Here is a 26,264-nt window from a genome sequence, read left to right on the forward strand (position 1 = left end):
TCACCACTTTACGTAATTTTTCATTTTCGTTCAGACAAACCTACTCACTGCCTTTTCTGTCGAGCACCTGCTGCCAGTCGTCAGGGTTATTCACATTCATCAATTCGTCTGCAAATTGTGGCAGGGCTACCGCTTCGCAGCCGAAACAATTGAGTAATCTTCGCAGAGATAATGAGGACTGATCTTTAACGCATTGTTTGAGGTTATTCATGCCCTGCTGCGAGTAGCAGATCACCAGTGGCATGATAGCATCAGTGGTATATACGCTGGTCTTACGCTGGCGGCTCTCCTGCAGAATTGCCTGCAGGCACGATGTGGTACAAAGAGGCATGTCTACCGGCATAACCAGTAATCTGGCATCATCCTGAATACGGGCTTGGCCGAGCATACTGAAAAGGGCCATGGCCGGCCCTTTATCTTCGTATAAATCGGTAAAATCACAGTCTGTTTTGCCAAGGGTGTAAACCATCTCACAAACACCTGACAATGTTTGCAGGGTAGTATCCAGCAGCGTCAAACCATTCAGTGTCAGGCGGGATTTATCCCGCCCCATTCTGGATGACTTGCCGCCGCAGAGAACTAACCCTGCGGTTTCATGACTTAGAATTTCGCGCCGATCCAAACCCATACTTTATCAGTGTCCACTTTAATATCACCGGCAGAATACGTACCGTATTTCAGACCCAGTGTGAAATGCTCAGCTACTTTTGTGACGTATTGTACATTGATTTCACTACCGAGATCACTGACCCCTTCAGTGGCTTCATTTGCATCAAACGCGTGATAAGCTGCCAGCCATTTACCACCTGCCAGACCGCCACTGACGGTAAAGGCCAGGTCTTCCAGACCCTGTGCCGGTGTAGCAAGGAATTGATCCGTCCAGCCGTTAAACTTATGCAGGGTCGCCAGCGGTGTAGAGAAGCCGTACATGCCATTGTCTGAACCCAGCACTTCATAAGTCACTTTAGCCGTGATGCCGGAAACCACTGCACCACCTTCTAACATGTAATAATCGGCATCATAGCTGGCCGCGGGGGTATCGCTGGTTTGCGTGGCATATTCAGCATTATAAATCCATTTCACGGAATCCGTTGCGGTGCTGCCGGCATAGCTGATGCCGTAGGTATCGAGTCCGTTATCAACACCGTTATCCACTTCCAGTAAGTAAGCATACGCCGTGAACTTACCGATATCGCTGCTGTAAGACAGGTTCAGCAGGTGATCTTTACTGTCCAGGTCTGCCGCTTCAGCGAAAATACGGTTACGTTGGGTAACATACCCGTAAAATGCAGACATATTACCTGACGTGTACTTTGCGGTTACCCCGTCGAAGGTTTGCCAGTCCTGACGCCAGCCCACGTGGCCGACAAAGCGGTGACCGTCAAGTGCAATGATCTGACGACCGCCTTTAATGGTCAGGCCTTCATTCTTATATTGTACAAATCCCTGGTGCAACTCGGTGGTTTCAGGGTCTGCGATAACGGAATATTCACCCGCCTGGTAACCGGCCGGTGGCACTGAGTAATCGCCCTGCCCTAAAGCAATACGCACATCTTCCATTTCAGCAGTGAAAGAAAAACCTTTGTAGCTACCGGATGTAATTCCCACCATTGTACGTAACGTCAGGGCATCGGCGTCAGCCAGCGCGTTATCCTGTTGCACACCCTCGTAACGCAAATTAAAGGCTGCCGTGGCAGTGGTTTCTTTCATTGCGTCATACCAGTCGGCTGCCATAGCCGGGGAAAAGACACCTGTGAGCGCAACAGCAAGCAGTGTGCGCGGGTACATTGCAGTTAGTTTCATCGTGTGTTCCTCTGATTTTGAGACAGAGATAGCCCGCCCGTGCCTTGCGGCTGAGCTATCCTATTGTTTTTATTAAACTGTGTGCTTTAGTCAGGCAGCATCAGACTTTTTTGCTGATGTAGCCTTAGTGTTTTTTGAATCTTTTTGACGGCTGTTAACCGGCTCAACTTTTTTCTGTTTTTCGTACAGGAAGGTGAGTACTTCATGGCGGTAATGGTTGTATTCCGGGTTATCTGCCAGCACCAGACGATCCCGTGGTCTTGGCAGATTAATATCCAGAATTTCACCAACCGTTGCAGCCGGACCGTTAGTCATCATCACAATGCGGTCAGACAACAAAACGGCTTCATCCACGTCATGGGTAATCATGATGACGGTGTTCCCAAGATCAGCATGGATGTCCATCAGTGAATCCTGCAAATGGGCACGGGTCAGTGCATCAAGGGCACCGAAGGGTTCGTCCATAAGCAGCACTTTGGGCTCCATAGCCAGTGCGCGGGCAATACCAACACGCTGTTTCATCCCGCCGGAAATTTCCGAAGGCAGCTTGTCGATCGCATGGGTCATATGCACCAGCTCAAGGTTGTGCATCACCCAGTCTTTTATTTCGGCTTTAGACTTACCACGCAGAGTTTGCTTAACAGCAAGCTCTACATTTTTGTAAACGGTCAGCCAGGGCAGCAAAGAATGGTTCTGGAATACTACCGCCCGCTCCGGACCGGGCTCTTTCACTTCAGCGTTGTCCAGGATGACACCGCCGGAAGTTGCCTGATGTAAACCGGCAACGATGTTCAGTACGGTGGACTTACCGCACCCTGAGTGGCCGATTAGTGATACAAATTCGCCTTTGCTGATTTTCAGGTTTACGTCCCGTAAAGCAGTGAACGGGCCTTTCGGGGTAGGAAAATCGATACCTACCTGCGTCAGTTCAAGATGTTTTGCAGTCATATCTGTTTCTCCTGATTAGCGTAATACGCTGTTTTTGTCCCAGCTCACCATGCGCTGAAACATCAGCATGATGCGGTCCAGTACGAAGCCGATGGCACCGATAGTCAGTACAGCAACCATAATACGGGCCAGTGATTCTGAGCTGCCGTTCTGGAACTCATCCCACACGAACTTACCCAGCCCCGGGTTTTGTGCCAGCATTTCTGCAGCAATCAATACCATCCAGCCAATACCCAGCGACAAGCGCAAACCGGTAAAGATCATCGGAATTGAGGCAGGTAAAACAATTTTAGTCAGGTGTGTAGGCGGCTTGAGACGCAGTACGCGGCTTACATTCACCAGGTCTTTGTCGATGTTAGAGACCCCCACTGCCGTATTGATCAGTGTTGGCCACAAACAGCACAGTGATACTGTGAAAGCAGAAGTGACAAATGACTTGGAAAACATCGGGTCGTCTGACACATAAAGGGCACTGACTACCATCGTTACCAATGGCAGCCAGGCCAACGGAGACACGGGTTTGAAAAGCTGGATAAGTGGGTTAATCGCGGTATAAGCAGACTTGCTTAGTCCGCACATTATCCCTACCGGTACAGCGATGAGCGACGCAATAAAAAAGCCGACCATAACGGTGTACAAGCTTGTCCAGATTTGATCAAAGAAGGTTGGTGCGCCGGTAAAAGGACGAATTTTCGGTACATAGTCCGGGTCCTTTGCTGCCCGCGCTGCATTACGTTCTTCCTGTCGCTCGTAGAATGCGTCAGCCTTTTCCCGTTGCGCATTGTGTTCGTCCATGAGAGTCAGCGCCTGTGTCCATACCTGTGCCGGACCAGGGAACTGGCCCAGTGACGTATCGATGGTTTTTGCTACCCCGTTCCAGACGGCAAGGAAAAGCAGTAAACCAATGACTGGCAACAACAACGCTTGCAGGTTTGATAATATGACCTTGCCCATATTGCCTTCTTTTAATCCAATGGATGTGACTAATGACGCTGACTTGCTCATGTTCGTCTCCCGTATGCGTAATTAAAGTACGGTGTCGCCTTTCAGGCCGATACCAAAGCTTTCCAGATAAGCATTGGGCTTAGTACCGTCGTACGTTACGCCGTCAATGAATTCTGATTGAGGTGGTTTAAAACCAGATTCTGAGTCGAAATCAGGGAAGTCTGCAGCTTTCGCTTTGCCTTCCGCGATTAGCGCTTTAGCAGCGACAGCGTAGATGTCAGGACGATACACTTTCTTCGCCATGTCCATATACCAGCTGTCAGGTTTCGCTTCAGAGATCTGACCCCAACGACGCATTTGCGTTAAATACCAGATTGCATCGCTGTAGTACGGGTAAGTAGCGTTGTAGCGGAAGAATACGTTGAAATCAGGCACCTCACGCTTATCGCCTTTTTCGTATTCAAACGTACCGGTCATGCTGTTCGCCAGTACCGCTTCATCTGCACCCACATAAGAAGGTTTAGAGAGAATTTTTACCGCTTCAGGACGGTTAGCGTTGTTGTTTTCATCCAGCCACATCGCTGCACGGATCATCGCTTTTACAACACGAAGGTGCGTGTTCGGGTACTTTTCGGCCCATTCGTTGCTGACACCGAATACTTTTTCCGGGTTGTTTTTCCAGATTTCATAGTCGGTAATAACCGGTACACCAATGCCTTTAAACACGGCTTGCTGGTTCCACGGCTCACCTACGCAATAACCGTAAATGGTACCCGCTTCCATGGTAGCCGGCATTTGCGGCGGAGGTGTCACAGACAGCAGTGCCTGAGCATCAATCTGACCGGATGTGTCACCTTTGTGCGGTGCATAGAAGCCCGGGTGAATACCGCCGGCCGCCAGCCAGTAACGCAGCTCGTAGTTGTGGGTGGATACCGGGAATACCATGCCCATATTAAAAGGTTTGCCCGCTTCACGGTAACTGTCGACTACCGGCTTCAGATAATCCGCTTTAATCGGGTGAACCGGTTGACCGTTTTCCTGAGGGATGTGCTTTTCCATCTCCTTCCAGATGTCGTTGGAGACGGTAATACCGTTACCGTTTAAGTCCATGCTGAATGCAGTAATGATGTGCGCTTCAGTTCCGAAACCGATGGTTGCACCCAAAGGCTGTCCGGCCAGCATATGTGCACCATCCAGCTGACCGTCAATGACACGGTCGAGCAGAACCTTCCAGTTTGCCTGCGCTTCCAGCGTGACATACAAACCTTCGTCTTCGAAGAAACCTTTCTCATAAGCAATAGCCAGAGGTGCCATATCAGTCAGTTTGATAAAGCCGAATTTAAGCTCTTCTTTCTCGGGCCAGTCAATTTCCTGTGCTGTAACAGCTGAGACGCTTGCGCCTGCCATTGTCAACGACAGAGCCAGCGTAGATGCCAGCGCTTTTACTTTCTTTGTCAGACCAAATAACGGTTTTGACGCTTTCATGTGGGTTCCTCGTTGCCAAAAAAAAACCCACCACCTTAGCGAATGACCGCTAAGGTGGTGGGCTTCGTTGCCGCACTCCAAATCACTTTGAAGCAAGAATAAGTTGTAAGCGCGTTACTATGAATGTTCTTTTAATAAGCAGTAACTATCGCAAATTGGTTATTGCATCAGGTATGCCAAAAATTAAAAGTTATTAATATCAATTACTTAGAAAAATACAGCATTAGGAACAGTAAAGGCTGTTTCAAATTTGTGCACAAAAAGCGCGCATTGCGCTCAATTGGGATGCAAATAGAAACCCGCCGACGTGTATCATTAAGGTGTAAATAAACATTAAATTAACAAAAAAGGCAGTTAAACTGCCTGATTTGCGCCACAAAATGCAGAATATTGCCGGTAACGGCAGGATGAAGAACTCAGCCTTACAAAGACTGAGTGAAAGGTAAAGCTTGCTTGTCTCTGTTTTGCCAGAGAGTAACAGCCTGCGTCGCGGCTTCCTCTGATGATAAGGAATCTGTCAGCATCAGATAGCTCACTAGGGTCGCATGAACGGCCTGCTCACCATATTGATGCTGAATATCGCCGCGCCAGAAGGCCAGCATATCAGCAATGTCCATATCCCTGTCTTTCATGGCCCACTTTTCCGTAAAAGCAGGTAACACCGCCGTTTCCGTCTCACCTTTACGGGTAATAAACAAATCCGTAGGCCTTTCACTATTCACTTCCGGATCGCCACCATCTCCCCGGAAACACAATGAATCCCACGCAGTGAAGGCTTCATTGACGTGCCGGTGTTTATGATCAAGATGCATATGATAAACACCCTGCACACAATACGGGGCTACCGTAGGATTCAGTAACCGCGCCAACGTATTCGCACAGGAACGCAGCGCAAAGACTTCGCGGAGCTTTATCAGAGTATTTAGCGGCGGCAGAACCACGCCTAAATCCAGATAGCTGGCATTGAAGCTGTCCAGTTGAGACTTCGCTTCGCTGATTGATGTCATAGCCTGCAAGCCCAGCGTTGGCAGCACGTGGCTGGCATATAAGCGACCGGAACCGGGTTCATGGGCACCGTGCAGAAAAACCCGTTTTCCTGTTTTTGCCAGCAAAGCTGCAGATAAAAGGTACCAGGGCAACTGGCGTCTTTTACCGGCATAACAACCAATGTCTACGTCAGGTTTGAGTGTGGCTAAATCTTGCGGGATAAGTTGATGGCATGCCTGAACAAAGCCAATGACTTCTTCGGGAGTTTCTTCACGGGTACGGAGCAACATTAAAAATGCGCCCCTTTGATCACCGGTCACTTCGCCGGCCAGCAGCATTCTCATCGCGGTGAATGCTTCTTCTCGGGTCAGACTACGGCTGCCTTTCTGACCCTTTCCTATTATTTTGATGTACTGACTAAATTCCTGCGACATGGGTTACCTGCTGAAGCAGTGCTGTGGAGACCTGTTGGCGAGACTTTACCACCTCTCCGAAGATCAACAAAGCAGGACCTTGCAGGTTTGCTGACGTTACCTTTTCAGCGATAGAAGAAACAGTGCCGGTGATCACTTGCTGGTTGGGAGTGCAAGCGTTCTCAATCACCGCCACCGGAAGGGTTTCACGAATACCGGCATCCACCAGCTCAGACGTGATTTTGCTCAACCGGGACAATCCCATGTACACCACAACAGTTTGACGCTGCATGGTATCTGCAAGCGTTGCCCAGTCGGGCATCTGGTTTTTATCTTTAAAACTGGCGGTGGTTAATGTCACCGACTGCGCGCAGTTGCGCTCTGTCAAAGGAATGCCGGTATAAGCCGAAGCCCCTGAAGCGGCAGTGATCCCGGGCACAATGGCAAACGGAATGTCAGCGGCTTCCAGCGCAGCGGTTTCCTCACAGGTACGGGCAAAAACTGCCGGATCCCCGCCTTTTAGCCGCACCACATTTAATCCTGACTGCGCCAGCTCAACCACCCGCTTGCAGATGTCATCCTGCACCATTGAATGTTTGCCTGCCCGCTTACCCACGAATTCCGTTTTCACATGGCGGGGAATTTCTGCAATGACAGACTCATCCACCAGCCAGTCAAACAGCACCACATCGGCCTGCTGCAGGCACTTCCATGCTTTGATGGTCAGCAACTCTGCATCGCCCGGGCCGGCGCCGACAATAAATACCTGCCCCTGTTTTTTCTCATCCGTCAGGGATGCCGGCGTCGCTGGCTGCATGACACGGTGACGTTGCTGGCCGGTCATCAGCTTACGGAAGAACATTTGCGGCAGTTTTGCGATGGCTGAATTAATCATGGAGAAGCACCTCAGGTGTAACTGCTTTTGCAGCTTGAGTAGAAGAATAACTGTCGAGCATCTTCTGCAGTTCCGGTTTGCAGGAACCGCAGTTAGTACCGCATTTAAGTTCATTGCCCAGTCCGTCGACAGAGGAGCAACCTGCCTGAATGGCAGTTTCAATGGTTTTTTCCCGCACGGAGAAGCAACTGCATACCAGTTTTCCGTTGAGGAACGCTTCATCAGGTGTACCGCGCAACAGATTAGCCAGCAGCTCTGAAGAGATGTCGTCCTGTTGCAAACAACTGTCCAGCCACTCATCAGGTAAAGCCCGGTAGCTGTTTTCCAGCCATAAACCAAAAACAAAACGATTCTCACTGGTTGCGATGACCGTCAGACCTTTTTCATGCTGACGGGTAACGAGTAACCAGTGCGCGGGAAGCACGCTTTTCAAATTGCTGAACAGACTCACGGTGTCGTTGTTGCTGGCGATGCGGAAGGCCGTGCCGCCGTCGGTGGTGGTTTTCGCCCAGTAATCAAAAGCCGGAGACAGAGCCGCTGCCACATCAGCGTCGCTGATAATCATTTGTCCGTGTAAATTAAAACTGACTGCGGCAACACTCACCGCGCCCTGTTTCAGTTCAGGCTGTCCGGATAAGGGGTCGTGGGCACCATTAAACAACGCACCAAGTGTCAGGTTAGAGCCCCAGGTAGCAGACCAGTGAATAGGCGCAAAACAATTGCCTTTACGCAGCTGTTTGTCTTCAACCACAGGTAAAATAACCGGTTCACCGGTATTGCAGGCGCTGTTCACAGCAACCAGTTCCTGTGCTGACAGTCCCAGCGCTTTTATATCTTCAGGGTGCAAAGACAGTTGAGAATACGGTGCATGCTTGAGTAATTTCCCTGCTTTACCGGTACGGGTCATGGTATGCCACTGTTCACGACTGCGACCGGTATTAAGCACAAACGGAAATGCTGATGTGGTTTGCTGTTCAGGCAAACGGGGGGAAATCGCGATAAACCGGGCTTTTTTATCTGCGGTAAAAAACGCGCCATCAGCAAACAAGCGCGTCGCGCCGGCTACTGTTTTTTCCGGCACCGGCCACTGCACAGGACGGAAGTTATCGTATTGTGCAGTTGTTAAGCCGCTAAGGCCGCCCAAATCCAAAGCACGGTCGCCGTGATTCTCAAAAGCGGTCAGGCGGGCATGTTCATCGAAAATTTCAGCCGGGTGCTGGTAATCAAAATGTTCTGCAAACCCCATTTTTGCTGCCACAGCACATAATGCCTGCCAGTCATGTCTGGAATCACCTGCCGGTTTCAGTAAACCGCGCTGGCGTGAAATACGTCTTTCTGAATTGGTTACTGTACCGTTTTTTTCTGACCAGCCGGATGCCGGCAGCGCAATATGAGCAAACTTCAGAGTATCGTTTTTGGTCACCATATCCGATACCACAACCATATCGCATTTGCTCAGTGCCGCTTCGACTTCACAGCGGTTTGGCATGCTCACCACAGGGTTAGTGGCCATGATCCAGACAAACTTCACTTTGCCTTCATTAATCCGCTTAAACAGATCAACCGCTTTTAACCCCGGCTTTTCAGCCATACGGGGCGACTGCCAGAAACGTTGCACCCGATCACGGTGCTGCGCGTTATCAATATCCATGTGAGCAGCCAGCATATTCGCCAGTCCGCCAACTTCGCGGCCGCCCATGGCATTAGGTTGTCCGGTAATGGAGAACGGTCCGCTGCCTGTTTTGCCAATTTTGCCTGTCGCCAGATGGCAGTTGATAATGGCATTACCTTTATCTACACCACTGGTGGACTGATTGATACCCATAGAGAAAAAGGTAATGGCTCGTTGACGTTCGAGGAACAGCGTGAACAGTGCCAGTATATCGTGCTCCGGCACGTCACATTCTTCAGCCACACGGCTCAGCGAATATTCTGCCGCACTGGACAGTGCCGCCTCAAAACCACTGGTTGAAGCGGCAATAAAATCAGTATCCAGGCCACCGTTTTGTGCCAGAAAATGCAGCAGACCGTTAAACAGCACTGCATCAGTGCCCGGTTTTAACGGAATGTGTAAATCGGCCAGCGTGGATGTATCTGTTGCCCGCGGGTCAACCACAACCACTTTCATATCCGGATTTTGTCGTTTTGCCCGCTCCATACGCTGGAACAGCACCGGATGTGTCCAGGCAGCGTTGCTGCCTGTAAGGATGAGCAAATCCGTCTGCTCCAGGTCTTCGTAGTTGCACGGTACGATATCTTCCCCGAAAGCTCGTTTATACGCGGCAACCGCAGAAGACATACAAAGTCGTGAGTTGGTGTCGATGTTCGCGCTGCCAACATACCCCTTCATAAACTTATTGGCGACGTAGTAGTCTTCAGTGAGCAGTTGTCCTGAAACATACAGCGCCACAGCATCCGGGCCATGCTCATCAATCACATGTTGCATTTTTTCAGCAATGGCGCTGGTTGCAGTGTCCCAGGATACCGGCTTGCCGCCCATCTGAGGCTGAGTCAGGCGGCCATTAAGATCATTGGTTTCAAGCAGGTTGGTGCCTTTTACACATAATCTGCCGAAGTTGGCCGGATGTTCAGGCGTACCGGTAAGGGCTTTAAGCGTTGTTTTATTGCCTGCTGTTTCCAGCGTGATGTCCACACCACAACCAACGCCACAGTAAGGGCACGTTGTCTGCGCAAGCGTTGGTGTCCTGGCAACACTTTTAGGGGCAGACTGTACTGAAATTACTGTGGCGCGGGCGTGATTCATGGTAGTTACCTGTGCTTTTAATGGTGGTCAGCAGACCTTTTAAACCGGAATCTTACAGTGCAACCTGTACGCGGCCGTCTTCAAGACGGACATCGTATACAGACAGGCTGACTGCTTCATTCTCGACACATTTCCCCGTCACCAGAGAGTAATGCTCTTTATACAAAGGAGAGGCAATCACGGCTTCACCTTTAACAGAACCGACAATGCCGCGGTATATCACATTGGCTTTACCTACCGGGTCCCAGTTTGAGACTGCGTAAAGGTTGGTGCCGCCGGCTGTGTTCAAGGCGAAGATCGCAACCTGTTGTTCGTCAATCAGGGCGCACACGCCACTGTTGGCAACCAGGTCACTTTGTTCACAGATGTCGTGCCAGCGCGGCATGATTTCTACAGATGCTTGCATGATATTGTCTCCTTAAACCAGCTCTACCGGAATACGCGATGTACCCGCAATTTTCTCTGCCTCTGTGGCAGGGCGGATCTGACCACGCTCGTCTACAAACTGAATGTTTGAATCGCTTTCTTTACTGTTCACAAACTGACGGAAACGCTTCCGTGATTCAGGTGACTCCAGTGTGGTTTTCCATTCGCACTGATAAGCATCAACCACAGCCTGCATCTGATCTTCCAGCTCCTGACAAATACCCAGTGCATCATCAATCACGACAGATTTAAGATAATCGAGTCCGCCTTCCAGGTTTTCCATCCACACCGATGTGCGCTGTAATCTGTCAGCTGTTTTCACGTAGAACATCAGTACACGGTCGATATATTTGACCAGTGTTTCATCATCAATATCGGTGGCGAACAAATCTGCGTGACGGGGCTTCATACCGCCGTTACCGCACACATACAGGTTCCAGCCTTTTTCCGTTGCAATTATGCCAATGTCTTTGCCCTGTGCTTCTGCACATTCACGGGTACAACCTGATACTGCAAATTTGATTTTGTGAGGTGCACGCAGGCCTTTGTAACGATTTTCCAGATCAATAGCCTGACCTACAGAGTCCTGTACACCGTAGCGGCACCAGGTGCTGCCCACACAGGATTTAACCGTACGCAGTGCTTTGGCATAGGCGTGGCCGGTTTCAAAACCACCGTCGACCAGTTCCTGCCAGATATCAGGTAACTGCTCTACACGGGCACCGAATAAATCGATACGTTGTCCACCGGTTATCTTGGTATACAGGCCATATTTCTTCGCCACTTCACCAATCAGGATAAGGCCTTCCGGGGTGATTTCACCGCCGGGTACACGGGGTACAATGGAATAAGTACCATCTTTTTGCATGTTACCCAGGTAGGTATCGTTGGTGTCCTGCAGCGGCAAATTAGTTTGCGTAAGAATGTAGTCATTCCATACTGAAGCCAGAATAGAGCCCACTGCCGGCTTACACACATCACAGCCCAAACCGGTACCGTGCTTTTCAAGCAGTGCATCGAAGCTTCGGATCCCTTCCACTTTTACCATGTGGTAAAGCTCCTGGCGGGTAAAGTTGAAATGCTCACAAATGGCTTTTGACACTTCCACACCACGTTTCTCAAGCTCGCTGTCCACCACATTTTTAAGCAGTGCCGCACAACCACCGCAACCCGTTGCCGCTTTGGTCGCTGACTTCACGTCGCCAACACTGCAGCAACCGCCGTCGATGGCTGCCGAAATATCGCATTTCGCCACGTTGTGACAAGAACAGATAGTCGCCGTATCCGGCAGCGCATCAGCGCCCAGAGCAGGCTTGTCTGACGATGAAGGCAGAATAAGCGATTCAGCGTGCTCAGGCAGTTCAATGCCGTTTAACGCATATTGCAATAAGGTATCGTAATCACTGGTATCACCTACCAGCACAGCACCGATAACCTGCTTTTGAGCCGCATCAACCACCAGCTTTTTGTAAACGCCGTCTGGCTGGTTGTGATAGGTATAGCTCAGTGCGCCCGGGGTTCTGGCATGTGCATCACCGATAGAGCCCACTTCTACGCCCATAAGTTTAAGTTTGGTACTCATGTCAGCACCGGCAAACTCACCTTCTTTACCGGCGATGTTTGCTGCAACCGCACGGGCCATGGTGTAGCCTGGCGCAACCAGACCAAAAATACGGTTGTCCCATAACGCACATTCACCGATAGCATAGATGTCGGGGTCAGATGTCTGGCACTGATTGTTAATGACAATACCACCACGTTCGCCTACTGCCAGCTCCGCTGACCGGCCCAGAGCATCCGACGGGCGTATACCGGCAGAGAATAAAATCATGTCGGTTTCTAAGTGTGAGCCGTCGGCAAACACCATGCGGTAGCGGCTTTGTTCACCGGCCTCAATCACTTGGGTAGCTTTTTGTGTATGTACTGTTACGCCCAAATCTTCAATTTTAGTGCGCAGCAGATCACCGCCCTGCCCGTCCAGCTGGACGGCCATCAATTGAGGCGCAAACTCAACCACGTGTGTTTCTACACCGGCTTGTTTCAGTGCGTTTGCTGCCTCAAGACCCAGCAATCCTCCGCCTACTACCACGCCAGTTTTACTGACGGCAGCAGAGGCTTCGATGGCCTGAAGATCTTCAATGGTTCGATAGACCAGACAATGAGGCTGGTCGTTACCCGGAATAGGTGGAACAAACGGATATGAACCGGTTGCCATCACCAGCACATCATAATCAAAGGTGTCAGTTTTGGTGCTGACGGTTTTGTTCTTACGGTCAATGCTTTCGACCCGGGCATTCAGCTTAAAGTTAACGCCCCACTTGGTATAAGTTTCTTCATCTGTCATGGCCAGATCGGCTGCCGTTGCACCGGTAAACCACGAAGAAAGATAAACACGGTCATATGCCAGACGGTTTTCGCCACTTAACACTGTAATGTCACAGGGGTACTCACTGGCGACCAGTTGTTCGACAAAGTGGTGACCAACCATCCCGTTACCGATAACGAGTACTTTTGGATGTGTTGTTGATGTTGTCATTGTTTAACCCTTTCTTTGAGCCATAAAAAAAGCCCACACTCAGATAAACTGAACATGGGCTTCTTTGCCTGATACGCACTTAACGTGCACAAATTGTTTCCTTACACAGCGTCAGGCTCTTGCCGGCCTTTAACTTCACGCTATGTGGATATCTACGTGATATCACTTACGGTTATGTATTGGATATAGCAGGTATGATGCCAGTTTGAGCAATGTCTACAGATCAATAAGTTAGCTTAAACTGCGCGATTCAGATGCGTATTCTGCTTCCGGAAACACGCACCTTAACACTGCAATTGCACTATTTTAGTGCCAGCCTTGTCCTGACCGGCAACCTCTGGCGCAACTAACCGGCTTAACCTAATTTATCCGTTGCTACCCGATAACGCGGGTCTTCATTGACATTAATTTCAACAAACTTATCGGCTTTTGTAAGCAGGCCACGACACTCAGAACTGATATGCCGGATGTGCAGCTTTTTACCCTGCTCTTCGTATTTACCGGCCAGACTGTCCAGCGCATCGATACCGGAAGAGTCCCAGATGCGGCTGTTATTAAAATCGATCACCACGTCATTCGGGTCATTAGCTACATCAAACATCTCTTTAAAGTGATGAATCGAACCAAAGAAAACCGGTCCGCGCAGCTCATAAACCTTCCAGCCATCGTCATCGATGTGGGTTTTTGCTTCAATGTAGCGGGCCGCTTTCCAGGCAAAAACCAGTGCCGACACAATCACACCAACAACAACAGCAATGGCGAGGTCAGAGATAACGGTTACCGCTGTTACCAGGAACAGCACGAATGCATCTTCCTTATTCACACCACGAATTATGCGGAACGATGCCCATTCGAAGGTACCGATTACTACCACGAACATAACGCCTACCAGTGCAGCAAGGGGAATCATTTCAATCAGCGGCGCTGCAAACAGGATAAAGCCCAGCAGCACTACCGCTGCAGTAATCCCTGACAAACGGCCACGGCCACCGGAGTTGATGTTGATCATCGACTGCCCAATCATGGCACAACCGCCCATACCACCAAAGAAACCGTTCACGGTGTTCGCCACACCCTGACCAATACATTCTTTGTTTCCGCGACCACGGGTATCCGTCATCTCATCGATAAGTGTGAGAGTTAACAGTGACTCAATTAAGCCAACCAGGCATAAAATGACTGAAGTTGGCAGGATAATCATCAGCGTATCCCAGGTGAACGGCACCATAGGGATAGAGAATGTTGGCAACTCACCGGCCAGTGTGGCCGTGGCTTTTTGATCTGCCGGTAGTAAATCACGGACAAAATCGATAACGGTACGGGCTTCTAAATCCAGACCATGTACCAGCAGCGTAATGGTGACGATAGCCACCAGCGAGGCTGGAACAGCCTTTGTCAGCTTAGGCAACAGATAGATGATCGCCATTGTCAGCCCCACCAGACCCAGCATGATGTAAAGCATGGTGCCCTGCATCCATTCCAGTGAACCCGGCGCATTTTGCACTTTAAACTGACCTAACTGGGCAAGGAATATAACGATAGCGAGGCCATTTACAAAGCCCAGCATCACCGGATAGGGTACCAGCCGGATGAACTTACCCAGACGGAATACCCCGCACAAAATTTGCAGCAAGCCTGCCAGCACCACAGCAGCAAAAAGATATTGCACGCCATGCTCTGCAACCAGTGCCACCATTACAACGGCCATTGCCCCTGTTGCGCCGGAAATCATGCCCGGACGACCACCGATGGCAGACGTAATGAGGCCCATCATAAAGGCCGCATACAAACCAATCATAGGTTCTACACCGGCAACAAAGGCAAATGCCACAGCTTCAGGTACTAAAGCCAGTGCGACAGTAATGCCAGACAGCACGTCGTTTTTAACATTGCTGTCTTTGCTATTAATCAAATCAAACATGGGTGTCCAATTATTCAGTACATGGTTAGAAAACGGTCGGCGATTCTATCACCATCGACCTGCAAAGTCCTTTAACAGAATGTTAAAACCGGCTGTCACGCTGTCACTGTACGCTGCCAGAAAAAGGTACAGCGGCTCTGTAAGGGTTACAGTAATCTCCAATAAATGTAAGGCAGAGAATTTGCAGCCAAATTACATACAGCTCTTTCATGGCAAGGGCTGCAGCACAAAGTATAGCTGACGGCATAAGGACTGCATTCGGGATTAGTTCGGGGAAGCCGCGGACAGAGTGGGAATTCACATTTAAAACCGTCAGCCGCATGGATGCGGCTGCCGAGCGCCCAGGGATGGGTTTACCGCGAGTTTTAAATGTGAATTCCCTTTCTGGCCAGAAAGGCTTCCCGTCACTGTTCCCGAAAAAGGAGAAATTATGCCAATTGTAAAAACTGGTTCTGCGCACTATAAGCCGCTGGGTAAAGAAGGCAAAGGTCATGTGAGCACCGGAAGTGGTGCCTTGTCTGATCAGCCTTATGGCTTTAATACACGTTTTGAAGACAAGAGCGGTACTAATCCTGAGGAACTGATTGCTGCTGCTCACAGCAGTTGCTATGCCATGGCGTTGTCGTTTGCGTTATCAGACGCAGGTTATCAAAACGGTGATCTAAAAGTTGATGCTGAGGTCACACTGGAAAAAGACGGTGATGGCTTTACCGTAACGAAATCTGCATTAACCCTTGAAGCTAAAGTAGACGGGATTGATGAAGGTAAGTTTGCAGATATCGCGAAGGGCGCAAAAGAAAACTGCCCGATCTCTAAATTGCTGAACGCCAAAATCACTCTCGATTACACTTTACAAAGCTAACCGGCCGGCAAGCAAATGAAGCCAGGGACGGTTTCAGTAATTACTCCTGTGAAATTGTGCCTTTGCTGTGACCGTTCATTCTGGTGGATAGTCTCACCAGAACACAGTAAAACACAATGAGGCTGGTACGGGAAAATAACTCAAGCTGAATTCACTAAGTGTTTCACTGTTCAAATTTCTTTACAAAAGGTTACATTTATCCAACCATTCTTAATGTAGTATGAGAATTTTTGGAGGAAAACCAATGCTTTCAGACGCCAGGGAAGCGCTGCAAAGGGTCCTGAACCCGGTCAGTTACGACGATTTCTTCAATTCCTATGTGGGTAAAAGGCCACTAATAATTAAAGACAACAATCCTTTCAGAGCAGCGATTGGCGGTACATCTCCAAGGGAAAAATTACTTCAGGGACATCGCAGGTATGCTCCTGCGGTAACCTGTCACTCTCATGCCCCCAAGCTGCCCCCTCCTGCGGCAACGGAAGTTGAAAACGAACAAGCTTTTTATCAGCTGATTTCTGATCACTTTAAGCGTGACTACACAGTCCGCATACCCGATGTCACCGGACTGTCACCTGACCTTACGAATTTTACCCGGTCACTTGAAAAGCTCATTCAATCACCGGTCAGTGTCGTCGTATTCTGGAGTCATCAGGGCGCACAGGCTCCGGTGCATCACGATGAGGTGGATGTTATTGTTATACAGTTGGAAGGCACAAAACGCTGGTTTATTTCCGACGCACCGCCTTCCTTTCCTACGCGATGGAAAAAGGCGGGTTCACTCCCTCCTCAAATGCCCCATTATCAAACAGTCGATGTGAAGGCAGGCGATCTTATCTATCTGCCACGGGGCACCGTCCATACTGTGCAGTCGACTTCAGAGTCAATCCACTTATCCATTGGCTTTGTCCCGGTCACCGTCAGGGATACAGTTAATGCTGTTTTGGACCATTTAACTGAAGTTAGTTTGCCGTTGCGGAAAGATATAGGCCCGAGAGCGGACTGCCTTGCGTCACATAATGCACTGGAGCAGGTTTCTCAGCAGGTAAAGGAGCATCTGCAAAGCTTATTGAGTGCTGCACAACACGATCAGTTTATTATGGAGTCACTTAAACGCCAGCGGGCACGACTGATTCAGGATATGCCAAAATTGACGCCGTCAGCGACTGCGCGGCATCCTGTCTCCGTAAATACTTATGTTCAGCGCAGTCCCCTTGCCATGGCCGAGTTAGTAGAGACAGACAATATTCTTGATTTATCTGTTCCCGGCGAACAAATACTGATTCACCCTGGCGTAAAAGCACAATTGCAATTCATGATAACAACGTCTGCGTTCAGGGTTGCTGATATTCCGGGTGAGATAGGTGATGATGTACGTGTCGCCCTGACACAGCGTTTGCTTGCCTGCGGCTTTCTTGAACCTTCGCCAGCCCGCCAATAATCATCCATGATTTACCGTGCAAAAGCGGAGTTCAGCAATTGCATTTGGCGGGTGACCTGTCAAACTGTGCGTTTTTGCTAAGCTAATACGGAGCTCCCTTGATTGCATATCTTCTGGCAGGTGTAGCCATTGTTGTCGCCTTTATCGTGAACTGGTTCATGCCAAGGCCATTCTGGCGCGCCACGCTTACCTCAGCACTTTCCATTTTCATCGTTACATCTGTGGGGTTAATGTACCTGCCACTCGGCGTGGAAGCAGAGCCTGATGAAGTTCGCCGCTGGGTATTCTCGATTTTGCCCCTGCTTGGTTTTTTCGCAATTCTGATTTCAGTATTCGTAGGCTGGTTTCTTTACGTGGTACGTAAATAATTTAATTTCAAAATATCCTTTTAAAGGCATGACGCGGCACCATCGAGTTTCATGATGCCGTCTCGCCTTAAGTTACGACTACGGTCAGTAAGTTTTATACGGCAGGAATTTACCGGACATCACCACTTTCACACGGTCGCCTTTAGGATCAGGTTCACGGGTTAAGTCCATTTCAAAATCAATGGCACTCATAATACCGTCGCCAAACTCTTCGTGAATAAGCTCTTTCAGTGTGGTGCCGTACACATTCACCAGTTCGTACCAGCGGTAAATTAACGGATCAGTAGGAACAGCCGTTGGCAGAGAGCCTTTATAAGGTGCAATCTGTAACCAGGCGACGGCTTCTTCTGATAACCCGAATAATTCACCGGTGGCTTCAGCCTGCGCTTTGGTCATTGCCATCTGGCCCAGGCATGCTGCAGTACTCCATTCTTTCGACTCGCCGATCACTTCTGCGGCCTGCGACCATTTAATGCCTTTAGTGACTTTTGCGCTCATAATCATTGCGGTGACTTGCTGTCTGTCAGTAATCATAGTGGGCTCCACGGGTTAGATAAGTGAAAATCGTTCCAGTAAGAGAACGAGAATAAGACAAAGGAGTAAACCGCTGACTCCCTGCCAGAAAGCAACGGGATTGCGCTCCAGTAGGGGCGGCCTCTCGCTGCTGAGAAATTTTGCATCCGGATGTCTCAGGGCATACACAAACTCTGAAAGTGCGTCATAGCGCTTGAACGGATTGGGATGCAGTGCTTTTCTTAGCGTGTGATCAAGCCAGAAGGGAATGCTCCGGTTCGGATCTAACACGCTTTCATATTTCAATTTATGCTGTGATGTCACGCTTCTGCATTTGGCAACCTGCGTGCCATAGGGGAAGCGGCCACTAAGCAAATAGTAGGTCAGCACCGCCAGCGAAAACTGCTCAGACTGTTCACTGCCACCCTGACCAAGAAAATACTCCGGTGCTGCATAAATAGCTGTACCGGGAATATCATCATTATCACCGGTAAATTCATTGATACCGGCAACAGAAGCCCCACCTAAATCCACCAGTGTGATGTGATGGTTGATATCAATCATGATATTTTCAGGTCTGATATCACGGTGGAGAACATCTTTGCGATGCAATGCCATCAATCCCCTGGCGACCTGCTCAATGATCATGCGGACAGTTTCCAGATCCGGCTGCGGGTTATCATTCAGCCACTGGGCCAGTGTTTGTCCCGGCACAAAATCTGTCACGGTATACAATGCTGTTTTGGCAGCCTGCTGATCGGGGGCGCTCACCACATGCTGGCTGTGAATTCGCCTTGCTATCCACTCTTCCATCCTGAATGCTTCAAGATGTGCCAGTTCATGTGCCATTTCCACAGAAGGCACTTTCAGCACCACCTGGCTGCCATCTGCTGTGTTCTGAGCCAGGTAAACGTGGCTGCGGGCACTGTGATAGATGTTGCGAACAATTTTAAACTGATCGAGAAAATCCCCGCTTTGCAGGACACCGGGAATGGGTAATTCTTCCTCTTCAGACCCGGCGGCACTGGTATGGGCTGCTGGCAGGGTATTTACCCTGACTATCTGAGCTGTCAGGTTATCGTTACTGCCTCTGGCAAAGGCCATTTCCACCAGCCTCTTCGCTGCCTCATCCGGATCATGCTCATATTCAGTCACTACACTGCAGAGGCTGGCCTCATCGATAAACTCATACACACCGTCGGTGAGCAGAAGAAAGCAGTCCTGCTCTTTCAGAGAGCGGCTGTCTTTATCCAGTTGCAATGATTCATTAATGCCCATGGCATTGGACAAATAGTGCTTTTCACCATTTATCATCTGACGGTGGTCGCGGGTAAGTTGCTCCAGCACCCTGCCCCGCAGCCGGTACACTCTGGCGTCCCCCAGATGAAATATATGTACACGCTGGTGTTTAAAAATCAGTGCACTGAATGTGCAAACGTAACCTTTGTCCGGTTCGCCGGCATAGGGACTGTTGCGACTCTGGCCGAGTAACCAGCGGTTTATTGCTGTAATAACTTGCGTAGCCGCACGGGGGACCGTCCAGGTATCTGAGGTACAAAAATAATCTTCGAGAAAGTGTTTAACACATACCTGACTGGCAATGTGACTCACTGAACTGGTACTGATGCCGTCTGCCAGTGCCACCGCAGCGCCTTTAAATGTGAGCAATTCACCTTCGGGAAGCCTGAAACCATAACTGTCCTGGTTCAGCGGCTTTTCTCCTGCACTGGAATATTGACCGATGGATAAACTAAGCATATTGAAGCAGCTCAGTGAGAGGTTTGAATTGAGCCTGCCGGACATTGCCCGGCAAGCCCTGTGTGCCGGAGAATATCCGGCAAATCTTCATTAAACTGCAGCAGGTTTTGAATCTGTTGCTACCGGTGCAGATTGCGCAGCCAGCTTACGCTTGGGAGCAGTACGGAAGTGCGTGCTGTACAGCGTTAAACCTGTAAACGCCAGACCACCGACCAGGTTACCCAGAGCCGTCGGGATTTCATTCCAGAAGAAATAATCCATTACAGAGAAATCACCGCCCATGATCAGGCCGAACGGGAACAGGAACATATTTACCACAGAGTGTTCAAAGCCCATGAAGAAGAACAACATGATTGGCATCCACATGGCAAAGATTTTACCGCTCACGTGGGTTGAGATCATGGCACCTACTACACCCAGTGATACCATCCAGTTACATAACATGCCACGGATGAAAATGGTCAGCCAGCCTTCCATACCGTACTGAGCATAACCCAGGGTACGGGCTTCACCGATACCGGCTACTTTTGTTGCAATAGCACCACCATCAGTGTTGTAACCCATGGTAAAGATAAATGACATCATGAACGCCACTGTCAGTGCACCGGCAAAATTACCGCAGAATACCAGCCCCCAGTTACGGAGAATTTGAGACCATGTGACGCCGGGCCGTTTCGCCAGCCAGGCCAGTGGTGTCAGTACAAAAACACCGGTTAACAGATCGAATCCCATCAGATAAAGCATACAGAAGCCAACAGGAAACAGCACCGCACCAATTAAAAATACGCCGGTTTGTACAGCAATCGTAATTGCAAAAACCGCTGCCAGAGCAAGGATTGCGCCGGCCATATAACCGCGGATTAATGTATCACGGGTAGACATGTAAATTTTGGATTCACCCGCATCCACCATCTTGGTTACAAATTCATTCGGAAGTAAGTAAGCCATTGTGTATACCTTTTTGTTGTGTGTTGTTTAGTCGCTGACATGTGTTGCACACAACAAAATGCGGGCACAAAAAAACGCCCAACCATGCACTGTTTCCAGTGTGGTATTGGACGCCGTTATCCAAGTTTACATTGTGTTGTATGCAAAACCCCGTGTTGCAATTTTAAACAGCAAGGAAAAGGCCAGATTTAAATTGTCATTATTTTTCTGACAGTTATGAATATTCACGTGTGACTTGCCGAGCATTCATTTATTTATTGCACCAAAAAAGTTCATCCGCGCACAATGAAGATCCGCAATTTCCTGTGAAACGGGGAAAATTCCGTCAAAGCCAAACGGATTGCGTATTAACAAGTTAGCCAGAGGAAACTAATCCCTAATTATCAACAGGTTAAAATGGTGGAACAGGCTTTGCTAAATCTTATAAACAGGCAACGTCGATTGCGACCACCACAGAAAGACACCAGCACCACCATGGCAGTATTCAGCGAAGCGACAAAACGGTTCCTACTGGCGGCAAAGCACGCCGAAATTCACGCACTTAATCAACTGGCATCCAACTGCAAACTGGTGACCTCAGTGAAAGACATGATCCATCAACTCCAGCGGGAGCGCGGTATCAGTAACGTATATCTTGCGTCGAAAGGGGAACGGTTTGGTCAGCAACGGGAAGATCAGATTGCAGACAGTAATTTTGCCGAACAAACCTTACGCAGCCAGCTAAAATCTCTATATCTCTCAGGTGATGAAAGTGCCGCTAACATGCGCTTACTGGTGAGCATCACCATGGCGCTACAAGGGCTGGATAACCTTTCTTCCCTGCGGGATCAGGTAGCTGAACAGGCACTGACATCCCTTGAGTCAACACAGGCATACTGCCGGCTGGTAACGGGTTTACTCTCGGTTATCTTTGAGGCCGCTGACGTAGCGAGCGATCCGGATATCACCCGGCTTCTGGTGGCGCTGTTCAATTTTTTACAGGGTAAAGAACTGGCCGGACAAGAGCGGGCCTGGGGTGCTATTGGCTTTGCTGAAACCCATTTTAATAAGTCATTGTGCGACCGCCTTGATCAACTGCAGCAGGATCAGCAACACAGCTTTGACATTTTTACGGCTTTTGCGGATCCGCAAACGCTGCAGCAATGGGAAGTCATCTGTCAGAGCGATGCCCAGGCCGACCTTACCCGCCTGCGAACAATGATAAAACAACTGGCTGATGGCAGTCCCATTGACGGACAAATCAGTGAAGTATGGTATGACATTGCCACCACCCGCATTGATGCCATGCAATCCATTGACGAAGCTCTGACCGCCAAACTCATTTCACTGGCTTCAGAGCTGGTCAGTCGTGCAGATGCCGAGCTGAAAAATCATCATCAACGGGTAAAAACGCTGGAACAACAACCTAATCCAACGGGCACACCACTGACAATGCTGTTTGATCCGCAAATGCCGGGCTTACGGGGTTCAGAAATGTCCGGTCCGGATACCATTTCCAATGCGGAAAATTTATCCGCACACCGGTCTTTTTACGACTTGTTATGCGATCAGACTGAACACATCAAAAACATGTCAGTAGCGTTGGAGGAAGCCCGCCAGGCGATTACCGATCAAAAATGTATCGACCGTGCCAAACTGCTTATTATGCAGCAATGGCAACTAACCGAAGATCAGGCTTACCGACGCCTGCAAAAAACAGCGATGGATCAGAATTGTCGCCTGATTGATGTGGCGGAACGTGTGGTAAAAGCCACATCAGGCAGTAAATGATTCATCCAGTTCGCCGTACGTGTGCCGCCGTCATTAAAGCCAGTGACAGCCAGAGGACAGCCGCGCACCAGCCTGCCAGAATGTCAGTGGGCCAGTGAACCCCCAGAAACACACGGCTCATGCCGACCAGCAAAATAATTAACATGGCAATACCGGAAAACCAGCGGGTCAACGACGGGTTGCCACTTACTGATGCACCGGTGAACGCAAGACAAAGATACGTTAAACATGACATCATGGCATGGCCTGAAGGAAAACTGCTGGTGTATACCTTCGTAATATGAGGAACCAGATCTGGCCGTGGCCGGTGAAAACCATATTTTAGTGCAAAACTGACAACCATACCGGACAGTACTGTTGTTATCAGAAAAACAGCGTGACGGGTCTGCCCCTTTTTATGTAACACCAGAGCTGCCAGGCCGGTGATCACAATTAAAAACCAGTTACTGCCCAGGGTGGTCATGTCACGGAAATGTACCGCAAGCCATAACGGCCCTGCTGGCTGCCCCGGGTCTCCGGCACGGCGGAACATCAACATAATGCTTTTATCGATGGCGGGCACTGGGTCAAGATGTGCCCATGCAGCGAGCAGAAGTAAACCGGAAAGTCCGGCAAAAGCCATGAGTCGCAACACGGATGGCCTGATGTGATCGGATTGCATAGAAACGAAGGGTCACTGACAGATAGTCTTTATTCCTTTTGAGCGCAGCTTTGGATCGCTTTACCGGAAGAATCAATACGCTGAATACAACAGATTTTGCTGTTACAGCGCCTTCAAGTATCGAAAATCTTGGTATAATGGCCGCCATCATCTCCTGTATTGACTACCCATGTTTTCCTTTATCACTGAAACCCTATTACCCGTGCTGATTTTATTGCTGATGGGCTGGTTATTTTTCCGCATAAAATGGCTGAACGAGAGTTTTGTTGAAGCCGGTTCTAAACTGGTTTTCAACGTCACATTACCTGCATTGCTGTTTTTATCTATCAGTCAGGCCGACTTTGCCCATGCCGCAAACTTTCCACTGATTGGGGTGGGTATTGCCGGCACACTCATCATGTGTGCTCTGCTGGTGCTTACGGCAAGGATGACGGTGACGCCTTATCAGGCAAGAGGTGTTGTGGTTCAGGGTGGTTTCAGAGCCAATATGGGTATTATCGGCCTGGCTTACTGCGCCAATACGTACGGGCCCGAAGGGCTGGCTGCCGCATCTGTATACCTGGGCTGTGTCACAATTTTATTTAATATTTTGTCTGTGATTGTGCTTAACTTTTATCAGACCGGCCACCGCTCTGTGAGCAAACAAATCAAGGGTATCACTAAAAATCCGCTGATCATTTCCATTGTCGTGGCGCTGCCCTTTTCCTATTACTCATGGACGCTGCCTGACGCCATTCTTAAAACCGGTGAATATGTTTCCCAGTTAACTTTACCTCTTGCGCTCATTTGTACCGGTGCTTCGCTGCAGTTCCGCTCATTCTCCGCCGACTGGTTTAATATTACGTTGAGTACAGTAAGCAAGTGCATTCTTTATCCCGCGCTGATGGTAGGGCTGGCGTATCTTGCCGGATTTACCGGAATGAGCCTGGGGATAGTGCTGCTCCTGTCGATTGCCCCGACAGCCGCTGCCAGCTATGTAATGGTAAGAAATATGGGCGGAGACCACCGGCTGGCTGCCAGTATTATTGCTGTATCCACACTGGTTTCATTACCGGTAACAGCACTGGCATTCGGAACATTGACTGCTCTGAACCTGGTATAGTGGCCTGAAATAAAGCCCCTGCGTAATGAACAGATAATGAAAACAAAAAAGAGCGCATATTTATGCGCTCTTTTACGTTTAAATACTGCCGAAAAACACGCTTAACGCATGGCTGCCTGAGCAGCTTCGGTTGAACGCTGAACCACATCCAGACGCTCTGTCCAGGGGTCTTCACCATGCACCGCTGTAGCGTCCATGGTGAACGTCATGATGTTATGCGCTTCATTGTCATAAGGCTTCCATTCCGGCAACCGGGACACATTCGGATCACCATTTTCGATAAAGCTCACCACGTAGTCGAAAACCAGTTCAGAGGCATTCAGATCCTGCTCAGTGGCATCCGGATACTTCACGTCAGCCGTTTTAAAGAAAAACGGGATCTCACTGGCATGGGGGGCGCCCTTCCCGTTACGGACACTTTCTGCCACGTAACCATACCGGTACATATACACATTTTCGTCCAGATCCGTCATACGCTCAGCAACAAACCTTGCAGGCTCCTGCATCATACGGTCCTGAGCCACTTCCGCTCCGATATCCTGTAATTCACCGGTTCCTTCAAGGTCATAGGCATCTTTCGCTGCCTGCGCGTACTCACCGAATGAGGCGAACAATGCCTCTTTATCCGGGAACATGTTGAATCCGATATCCTGACTGGTCGTACCCACCATTACCGGCACTTTCGCGACTTTACCCTGCTCAAGCAATGACTGGGTGCTGCCCTGTACAATGTCACCATCAGCAATAGGGCCGCCAACATACGTCGGTACACCGCCGGGAGGCTGGAACAGTGCCATCAGATTCAGGCCATCTACTACTTTATCTGCCGGCAATGCCCGCAAAGCAGCCAGCGCTTCTGCGCCATTACCGGAAATGCCATTCTTTTCAGCGAAATTAACGCCAATCTGCTCCGCAGAGGGCTGACCGTTTACTTCTTCCGTTAAGCTGCGTTCGCCGGTTAATGAACGGCCACCACCGGACATAATAATCGCCCGCTGGAAGGTACCCCGTGCACCCGGTGTCTGCATAAGATTGTGTACAGAACCGCCGCCGGCAGATTCGCCCATGATGGTGACATTATTCTTATCGCCACCGAAAGCTTCCACGTTATCTTTCACCCATTGCATGGCGGCTATCTGATCTTCAAAACCGTAGTTGCCTAACGGACCTTCTTCAGCGGCTGAAAGCGCCGGATGTGCGAAAAAACCAAACCGGCCAAGGCGGTAGTTAAAGCTGACAAAAATCACACCGGCACGGGCAAACTCGCTGCCGTCATAGGTAGCAGGCGATGCACCACCATTCACGTAGCCACCACCATGGATCCACACAACCACAGGACGCTTGATATCATCTTCCAGCGGTGTCCATACGTTAACGTACAAACAATCTTCCGCAGGCTCTTTCCCTAGCGGTGCAGCGTCACTTGGAAACGGCTTTTGCATACAGTCGTTACCGTAATCCAGCACTTCTTTCACACCGTTCCAGTCTGCAACGGGCTGAGGAGAACGCCAGCGATTTTCACCTACCGGAGGTTTTGCGTAAGGGATCCCTTTAAAAACGCGGATATCATCATCTTTAACGCCCTGCAGCGTACCATTTTTAACCGTTACCTGCGGTGATGCATCTTCAGCTACCGGCGCAGGAGTTTCAGCCACTTTCTCACCACAGGCACTTAACATTACTGCTGCAACAGCAGACAAAGCAAACAGCCGTTTTTTCAT

The 26,264-nt window shown here is 49.6% G+C and carries 21 protein-coding genes; 5 read left to right on the top strand and 16 right to left on the bottom strand.

The annotated features are described in order from the left end of the window. Positions 1–40: 40 nt before the first annotated feature. The 11 genes from mobA to ACXAGC_RS15060 all read right to left on the bottom strand — a co-directional run bounded on the left by mobA (position 41) and on the right by ACXAGC_RS15060 (position 15,123). Positions 41–628 carry a molybdenum cofactor guanylyltransferase gene (gene mobA / locus ACXAGC_RS15010; protein ID WP_474845081.1) on the bottom strand — a complete coding sequence of 196 codons (588 nt, stop codon included), beginning with the start codon at positions 626–628 and terminating at the stop codon, positions 41–43. After that, positions 601–1,803, bottom strand: a complete 1,203-nt coding sequence (locus tag ACXAGC_RS15015; RefSeq protein WP_474845083.1) for an alginate export family protein — start codon at positions 1,801–1,803, stop codon at positions 601–603. Before ACXAGC_RS15015 ends, mobA begins: the two co-directional genes overlap by 28 nt. Before the next feature lie 90 nt (positions 1,804–1,893). Beyond that, positions 1,894–2,751: an ABC transporter ATP-binding protein gene (locus ACXAGC_RS15020; RefSeq protein WP_119500064.1), complete on the bottom strand. Its 858-nt coding sequence runs from the start codon at positions 2,749–2,751 to the stop codon at positions 1,894–1,896. 15 nt (positions 2,752–2,766) lie between these two features. Next, on the bottom strand, positions 2,767–3,756 hold the full coding sequence (locus ACXAGC_RS15025; protein ID WP_474845086.1) for an ABC transporter permease: 990 nt from the start codon (positions 3,754–3,756) through the stop codon (positions 2,767–2,769). Positions 3,757–3,777: 21 nt separating this feature from the next. After that, positions 3,778–5,103: a CmpA/NrtA family ABC transporter substrate-binding protein gene (locus ACXAGC_RS15030; protein WP_442858449.1), complete on the bottom strand. Its 1,326-nt coding sequence runs from the start codon at positions 5,101–5,103 to the stop codon at positions 3,778–3,780. Between the two features lie 500 nt (positions 5,104–5,603). Further along, complete coding sequence (locus ACXAGC_RS15035) at positions 5,604–6,602, bottom strand: glycosyl transferase family protein (RefSeq protein WP_474845088.1); 999 nt, start codon at positions 6,600–6,602, stop codon at positions 5,604–5,606. Further along, the gene (gene cobA, locus ACXAGC_RS15040) at positions 6,586–7,476 is read right to left on the bottom strand and encodes a uroporphyrinogen-III C-methyltransferase (protein ID WP_474845090.1); all 891 of its coding nucleotides are present in this window, start codon (positions 7,474–7,476) and stop codon (positions 6,586–6,588) included. Before cobA ends, ACXAGC_RS15035 begins: the two co-directional genes overlap by 17 nt. Further along, a complete protein-coding gene (locus tag ACXAGC_RS15045; protein ID WP_474845092.1) occupies positions 7,469–10,240 on the bottom strand; it encodes a nitrate reductase in 2,772 nt (923 codons plus the stop codon). Before ACXAGC_RS15045 ends, cobA begins: the two co-directional genes overlap by 8 nt. A gap of 52 nt (positions 10,241–10,292) precedes the next feature. Further along, positions 10,293–10,646, bottom strand: coding sequence for a nitrite reductase small subunit NirD (nirD, locus tag ACXAGC_RS15050; RefSeq protein ID WP_474845094.1), 354 nt, complete (start codon positions 10,644–10,646; stop codon positions 10,293–10,295). A gap of 12 nt (positions 10,647–10,658) precedes the next feature. After that, positions 10,659–13,202 (bottom strand): nitrite reductase large subunit NirB, encoded by a 2,544-nt coding sequence (gene nirB / locus ACXAGC_RS15055; protein ID WP_474845096.1) that lies wholly within the window; start codon positions 13,200–13,202, stop codon positions 10,659–10,661. A 355-nt stretch (positions 13,203–13,557) separates the two neighbouring features. After that, positions 13,558–15,123 (bottom strand): SulP family inorganic anion transporter, encoded by a 1,566-nt coding sequence (locus tag ACXAGC_RS15060; RefSeq protein ID WP_303573792.1) that lies wholly within the window; start codon positions 15,121–15,123, stop codon positions 13,558–13,560. A 430-nt stretch (positions 15,124–15,553) separates the two neighbouring features. On the opposite strand from ACXAGC_RS15060, the gene ACXAGC_RS15065 reads away from it, so the two are divergent. The 3 genes from ACXAGC_RS15065 to ACXAGC_RS15075 all read left to right on the top strand — a co-directional run bounded on the left by ACXAGC_RS15065 (position 15,554) and on the right by ACXAGC_RS15075 (position 17,791). Next, entirely contained in the window at positions 15,554–15,985 is a 432-nt protein-coding gene (locus ACXAGC_RS15065) for an OsmC family protein (RefSeq protein ID WP_474845099.1), read from the top strand. 244 nt (positions 15,986–16,229) lie between these two features. Continuing rightward, positions 16,230–17,423 (top strand): JmjC domain-containing protein, encoded by a 1,194-nt coding sequence (locus tag ACXAGC_RS15070; protein WP_474845101.1) that lies wholly within the window; start codon positions 16,230–16,232, stop codon positions 17,421–17,423. A gap of 98 nt (positions 17,424–17,521) precedes the next feature. Beyond that, positions 17,522–17,791, top strand: coding sequence for a hypothetical protein (locus ACXAGC_RS15075; RefSeq protein ID WP_474845103.1), 270 nt, complete (start codon positions 17,522–17,524; stop codon positions 17,789–17,791). An 84-nt stretch (positions 17,792–17,875) separates the two neighbouring features. Here the strand turns inward: ACXAGC_RS15075 and cynS are convergent, their stop codons facing one another. The 3 genes from cynS to ACXAGC_RS15090 form a co-directional block, all read right to left on the bottom strand. Next, the gene (gene cynS, locus ACXAGC_RS15080; RefSeq protein ID WP_474845105.1) at positions 17,876–18,325 is read right to left on the bottom strand and encodes a cyanase; all 450 of its coding nucleotides are present in this window, start codon (positions 18,323–18,325) and stop codon (positions 17,876–17,878) included. 15 nt (positions 18,326–18,340) lie between these two features. Further along, positions 18,341–20,062 (bottom strand): bifunctional protein-serine/threonine kinase/phosphatase, encoded by a 1,722-nt coding sequence (locus tag ACXAGC_RS15085; protein WP_474845107.1) that lies wholly within the window; start codon positions 20,060–20,062, stop codon positions 18,341–18,343. 90 nt (positions 20,063–20,152) lie between these two features. Further along, the gene (locus tag ACXAGC_RS15090) at positions 20,153–21,010 is read right to left on the bottom strand and encodes a formate/nitrite transporter family protein (RefSeq protein ID WP_119500049.1); all 858 of its coding nucleotides are present in this window, start codon (positions 21,008–21,010) and stop codon (positions 20,153–20,155) included. Between the two features lie 441 nt (positions 21,011–21,451). On the opposite strand from ACXAGC_RS15090, the gene ACXAGC_RS15095 reads away from it, so the two are divergent. Further along, positions 21,452–22,780 carry a nitrate- and nitrite sensing domain-containing protein gene (locus tag ACXAGC_RS15095; protein WP_474845110.1) on the top strand — a complete coding sequence of 443 codons (1,329 nt, stop codon included), beginning with the start codon at positions 21,452–21,454 and terminating at the stop codon, positions 22,778–22,780. 1 nt (position 22,781) lies between these two features. Here ACXAGC_RS15095 and ACXAGC_RS15100 read toward each other — a convergent pair whose 3' ends face one another. After that, entirely contained in the window at positions 22,782–23,402 is a 621-nt protein-coding gene (locus ACXAGC_RS15100; RefSeq protein WP_474845360.1) for a phosphatase PAP2 family protein, read from the bottom strand. Between the two features lie 208 nt (positions 23,403–23,610). Here ACXAGC_RS15100 and ACXAGC_RS15105 point away from each other — a divergent pair, with 208 nt between their 5' ends. Next, positions 23,611–24,543 carry an AEC family transporter gene (locus ACXAGC_RS15105; RefSeq protein ID WP_474845112.1) on the top strand — a complete coding sequence of 311 codons (933 nt, stop codon included), beginning with the start codon at positions 23,611–23,613 and terminating at the stop codon, positions 24,541–24,543. Between the two features lie 101 nt (positions 24,544–24,644). Here the strand turns inward: ACXAGC_RS15105 and ACXAGC_RS15110 are convergent, their stop codons facing one another. Beyond that, entirely contained in the window at positions 24,645–26,264 is a 1,620-nt protein-coding gene (locus ACXAGC_RS15110) for a carboxylesterase/lipase family protein (protein ID WP_474845114.1), read from the bottom strand.

The organism is Alteromonas sp. AWJ4_197 (assembly GCF_056160285.1).

Coding starts and splice junctions, on each gene's coding strand:
- mobA (WP_474845081.1), bottom strand. CDS start 628: ATGGGTTTGGATCGGCGCGAAATTCTAAGTCATGAAACCGCAGGGTTA.
- ACXAGC_RS15015 (WP_474845083.1), bottom strand. CDS start 1,803: ATGAAACTAACTGCAATGTACCCGCGCACACTGCTTGCTGTTGCGCTC.
- ACXAGC_RS15020 (WP_119500064.1), bottom strand. CDS start 2,751: ATGACTGCAAAACATCTTGAACTGACGCAGGTAGGTATCGATTTTCCT.
- ACXAGC_RS15025 (WP_474845086.1), bottom strand. CDS start 3,756: ATGAGCAAGTCAGCGTCATTAGTCACATCCATTGGATTAAAAGAAGGC.
- ACXAGC_RS15030 (WP_442858449.1), bottom strand. CDS start 5,103: ATGGCAGGCGCAAGCGTCTCAGCTGTTACAGCACAGGAAATTGACTGG.
- ACXAGC_RS15035 (WP_474845088.1), bottom strand. CDS start 6,602: ATGTCGCAGGAATTTAGTCAGTACATCAAAATAATAGGAAAGGGTCAG.
- cobA (WP_474845090.1), bottom strand. CDS start 7,476: ATGATTAATTCAGCCATCGCAAAACTGCCGCAAATGTTCTTCCGTAAG.
- ACXAGC_RS15045 (WP_474845092.1), bottom strand. CDS start 10,240: ATGAATCACGCCCGCGCCACAGTAATTTCAGTACAGTCTGCCCCTAAA.
- nirD (WP_474845094.1), bottom strand. CDS start 10,646: ATGCAAGCATCTGTAGAAATCATGCCGCGCTGGCACGACATCTGTGAA.
- nirB (WP_474845096.1), bottom strand. CDS start 13,202: ATGACAACATCAACAACACATCCAAAAGTACTCGTTATCGGTAACGGG.
- ACXAGC_RS15060 (WP_303573792.1), bottom strand. CDS start 15,123: ATGTTTGATTTGATTAATAGCAAAGACAGCAATGTTAAAAACGACGTG.
- ACXAGC_RS15065 (WP_474845099.1), top strand. CDS start 15,554: ATGCCAATTGTAAAAACTGGTTCTGCGCACTATAAGCCGCTGGGTAAA.
- ACXAGC_RS15070 (WP_474845101.1), top strand. CDS start 16,230: ATGCTTTCAGACGCCAGGGAAGCGCTGCAAAGGGTCCTGAACCCGGTC.
- cynS (WP_474845105.1), bottom strand. CDS start 18,325: ATGATTACTGACAGACAGCAAGTCACCGCAATGATTATGAGCGCAAAA.
- ACXAGC_RS15085 (WP_474845107.1), bottom strand. CDS start 20,062: ATGCTTAGTTTATCCATCGGTCAATATTCCAGTGCAGGAGAAAAGCCG.
- ACXAGC_RS15090 (WP_119500049.1), bottom strand. CDS start 21,010: ATGGCTTACTTACTTCCGAATGAATTTGTAACCAAGATGGTGGATGCG.
- ACXAGC_RS15100 (WP_474845360.1), bottom strand. CDS start 23,402: ATGGCTTTTGCCGGACTTTCCGGTTTACTTCTGCTCGCTGCATGGGCA.
- ACXAGC_RS15105 (WP_474845112.1), top strand. CDS start 23,611: ATGTTTTCCTTTATCACTGAAACCCTATTACCCGTGCTGATTTTATTG.
- ACXAGC_RS15110 (WP_474845114.1), bottom strand. CDS start 26,264: ATGAAAAAACGGCTGTTTGCTTTGTCTGCTGTTGCAGCAGTAATGTTA.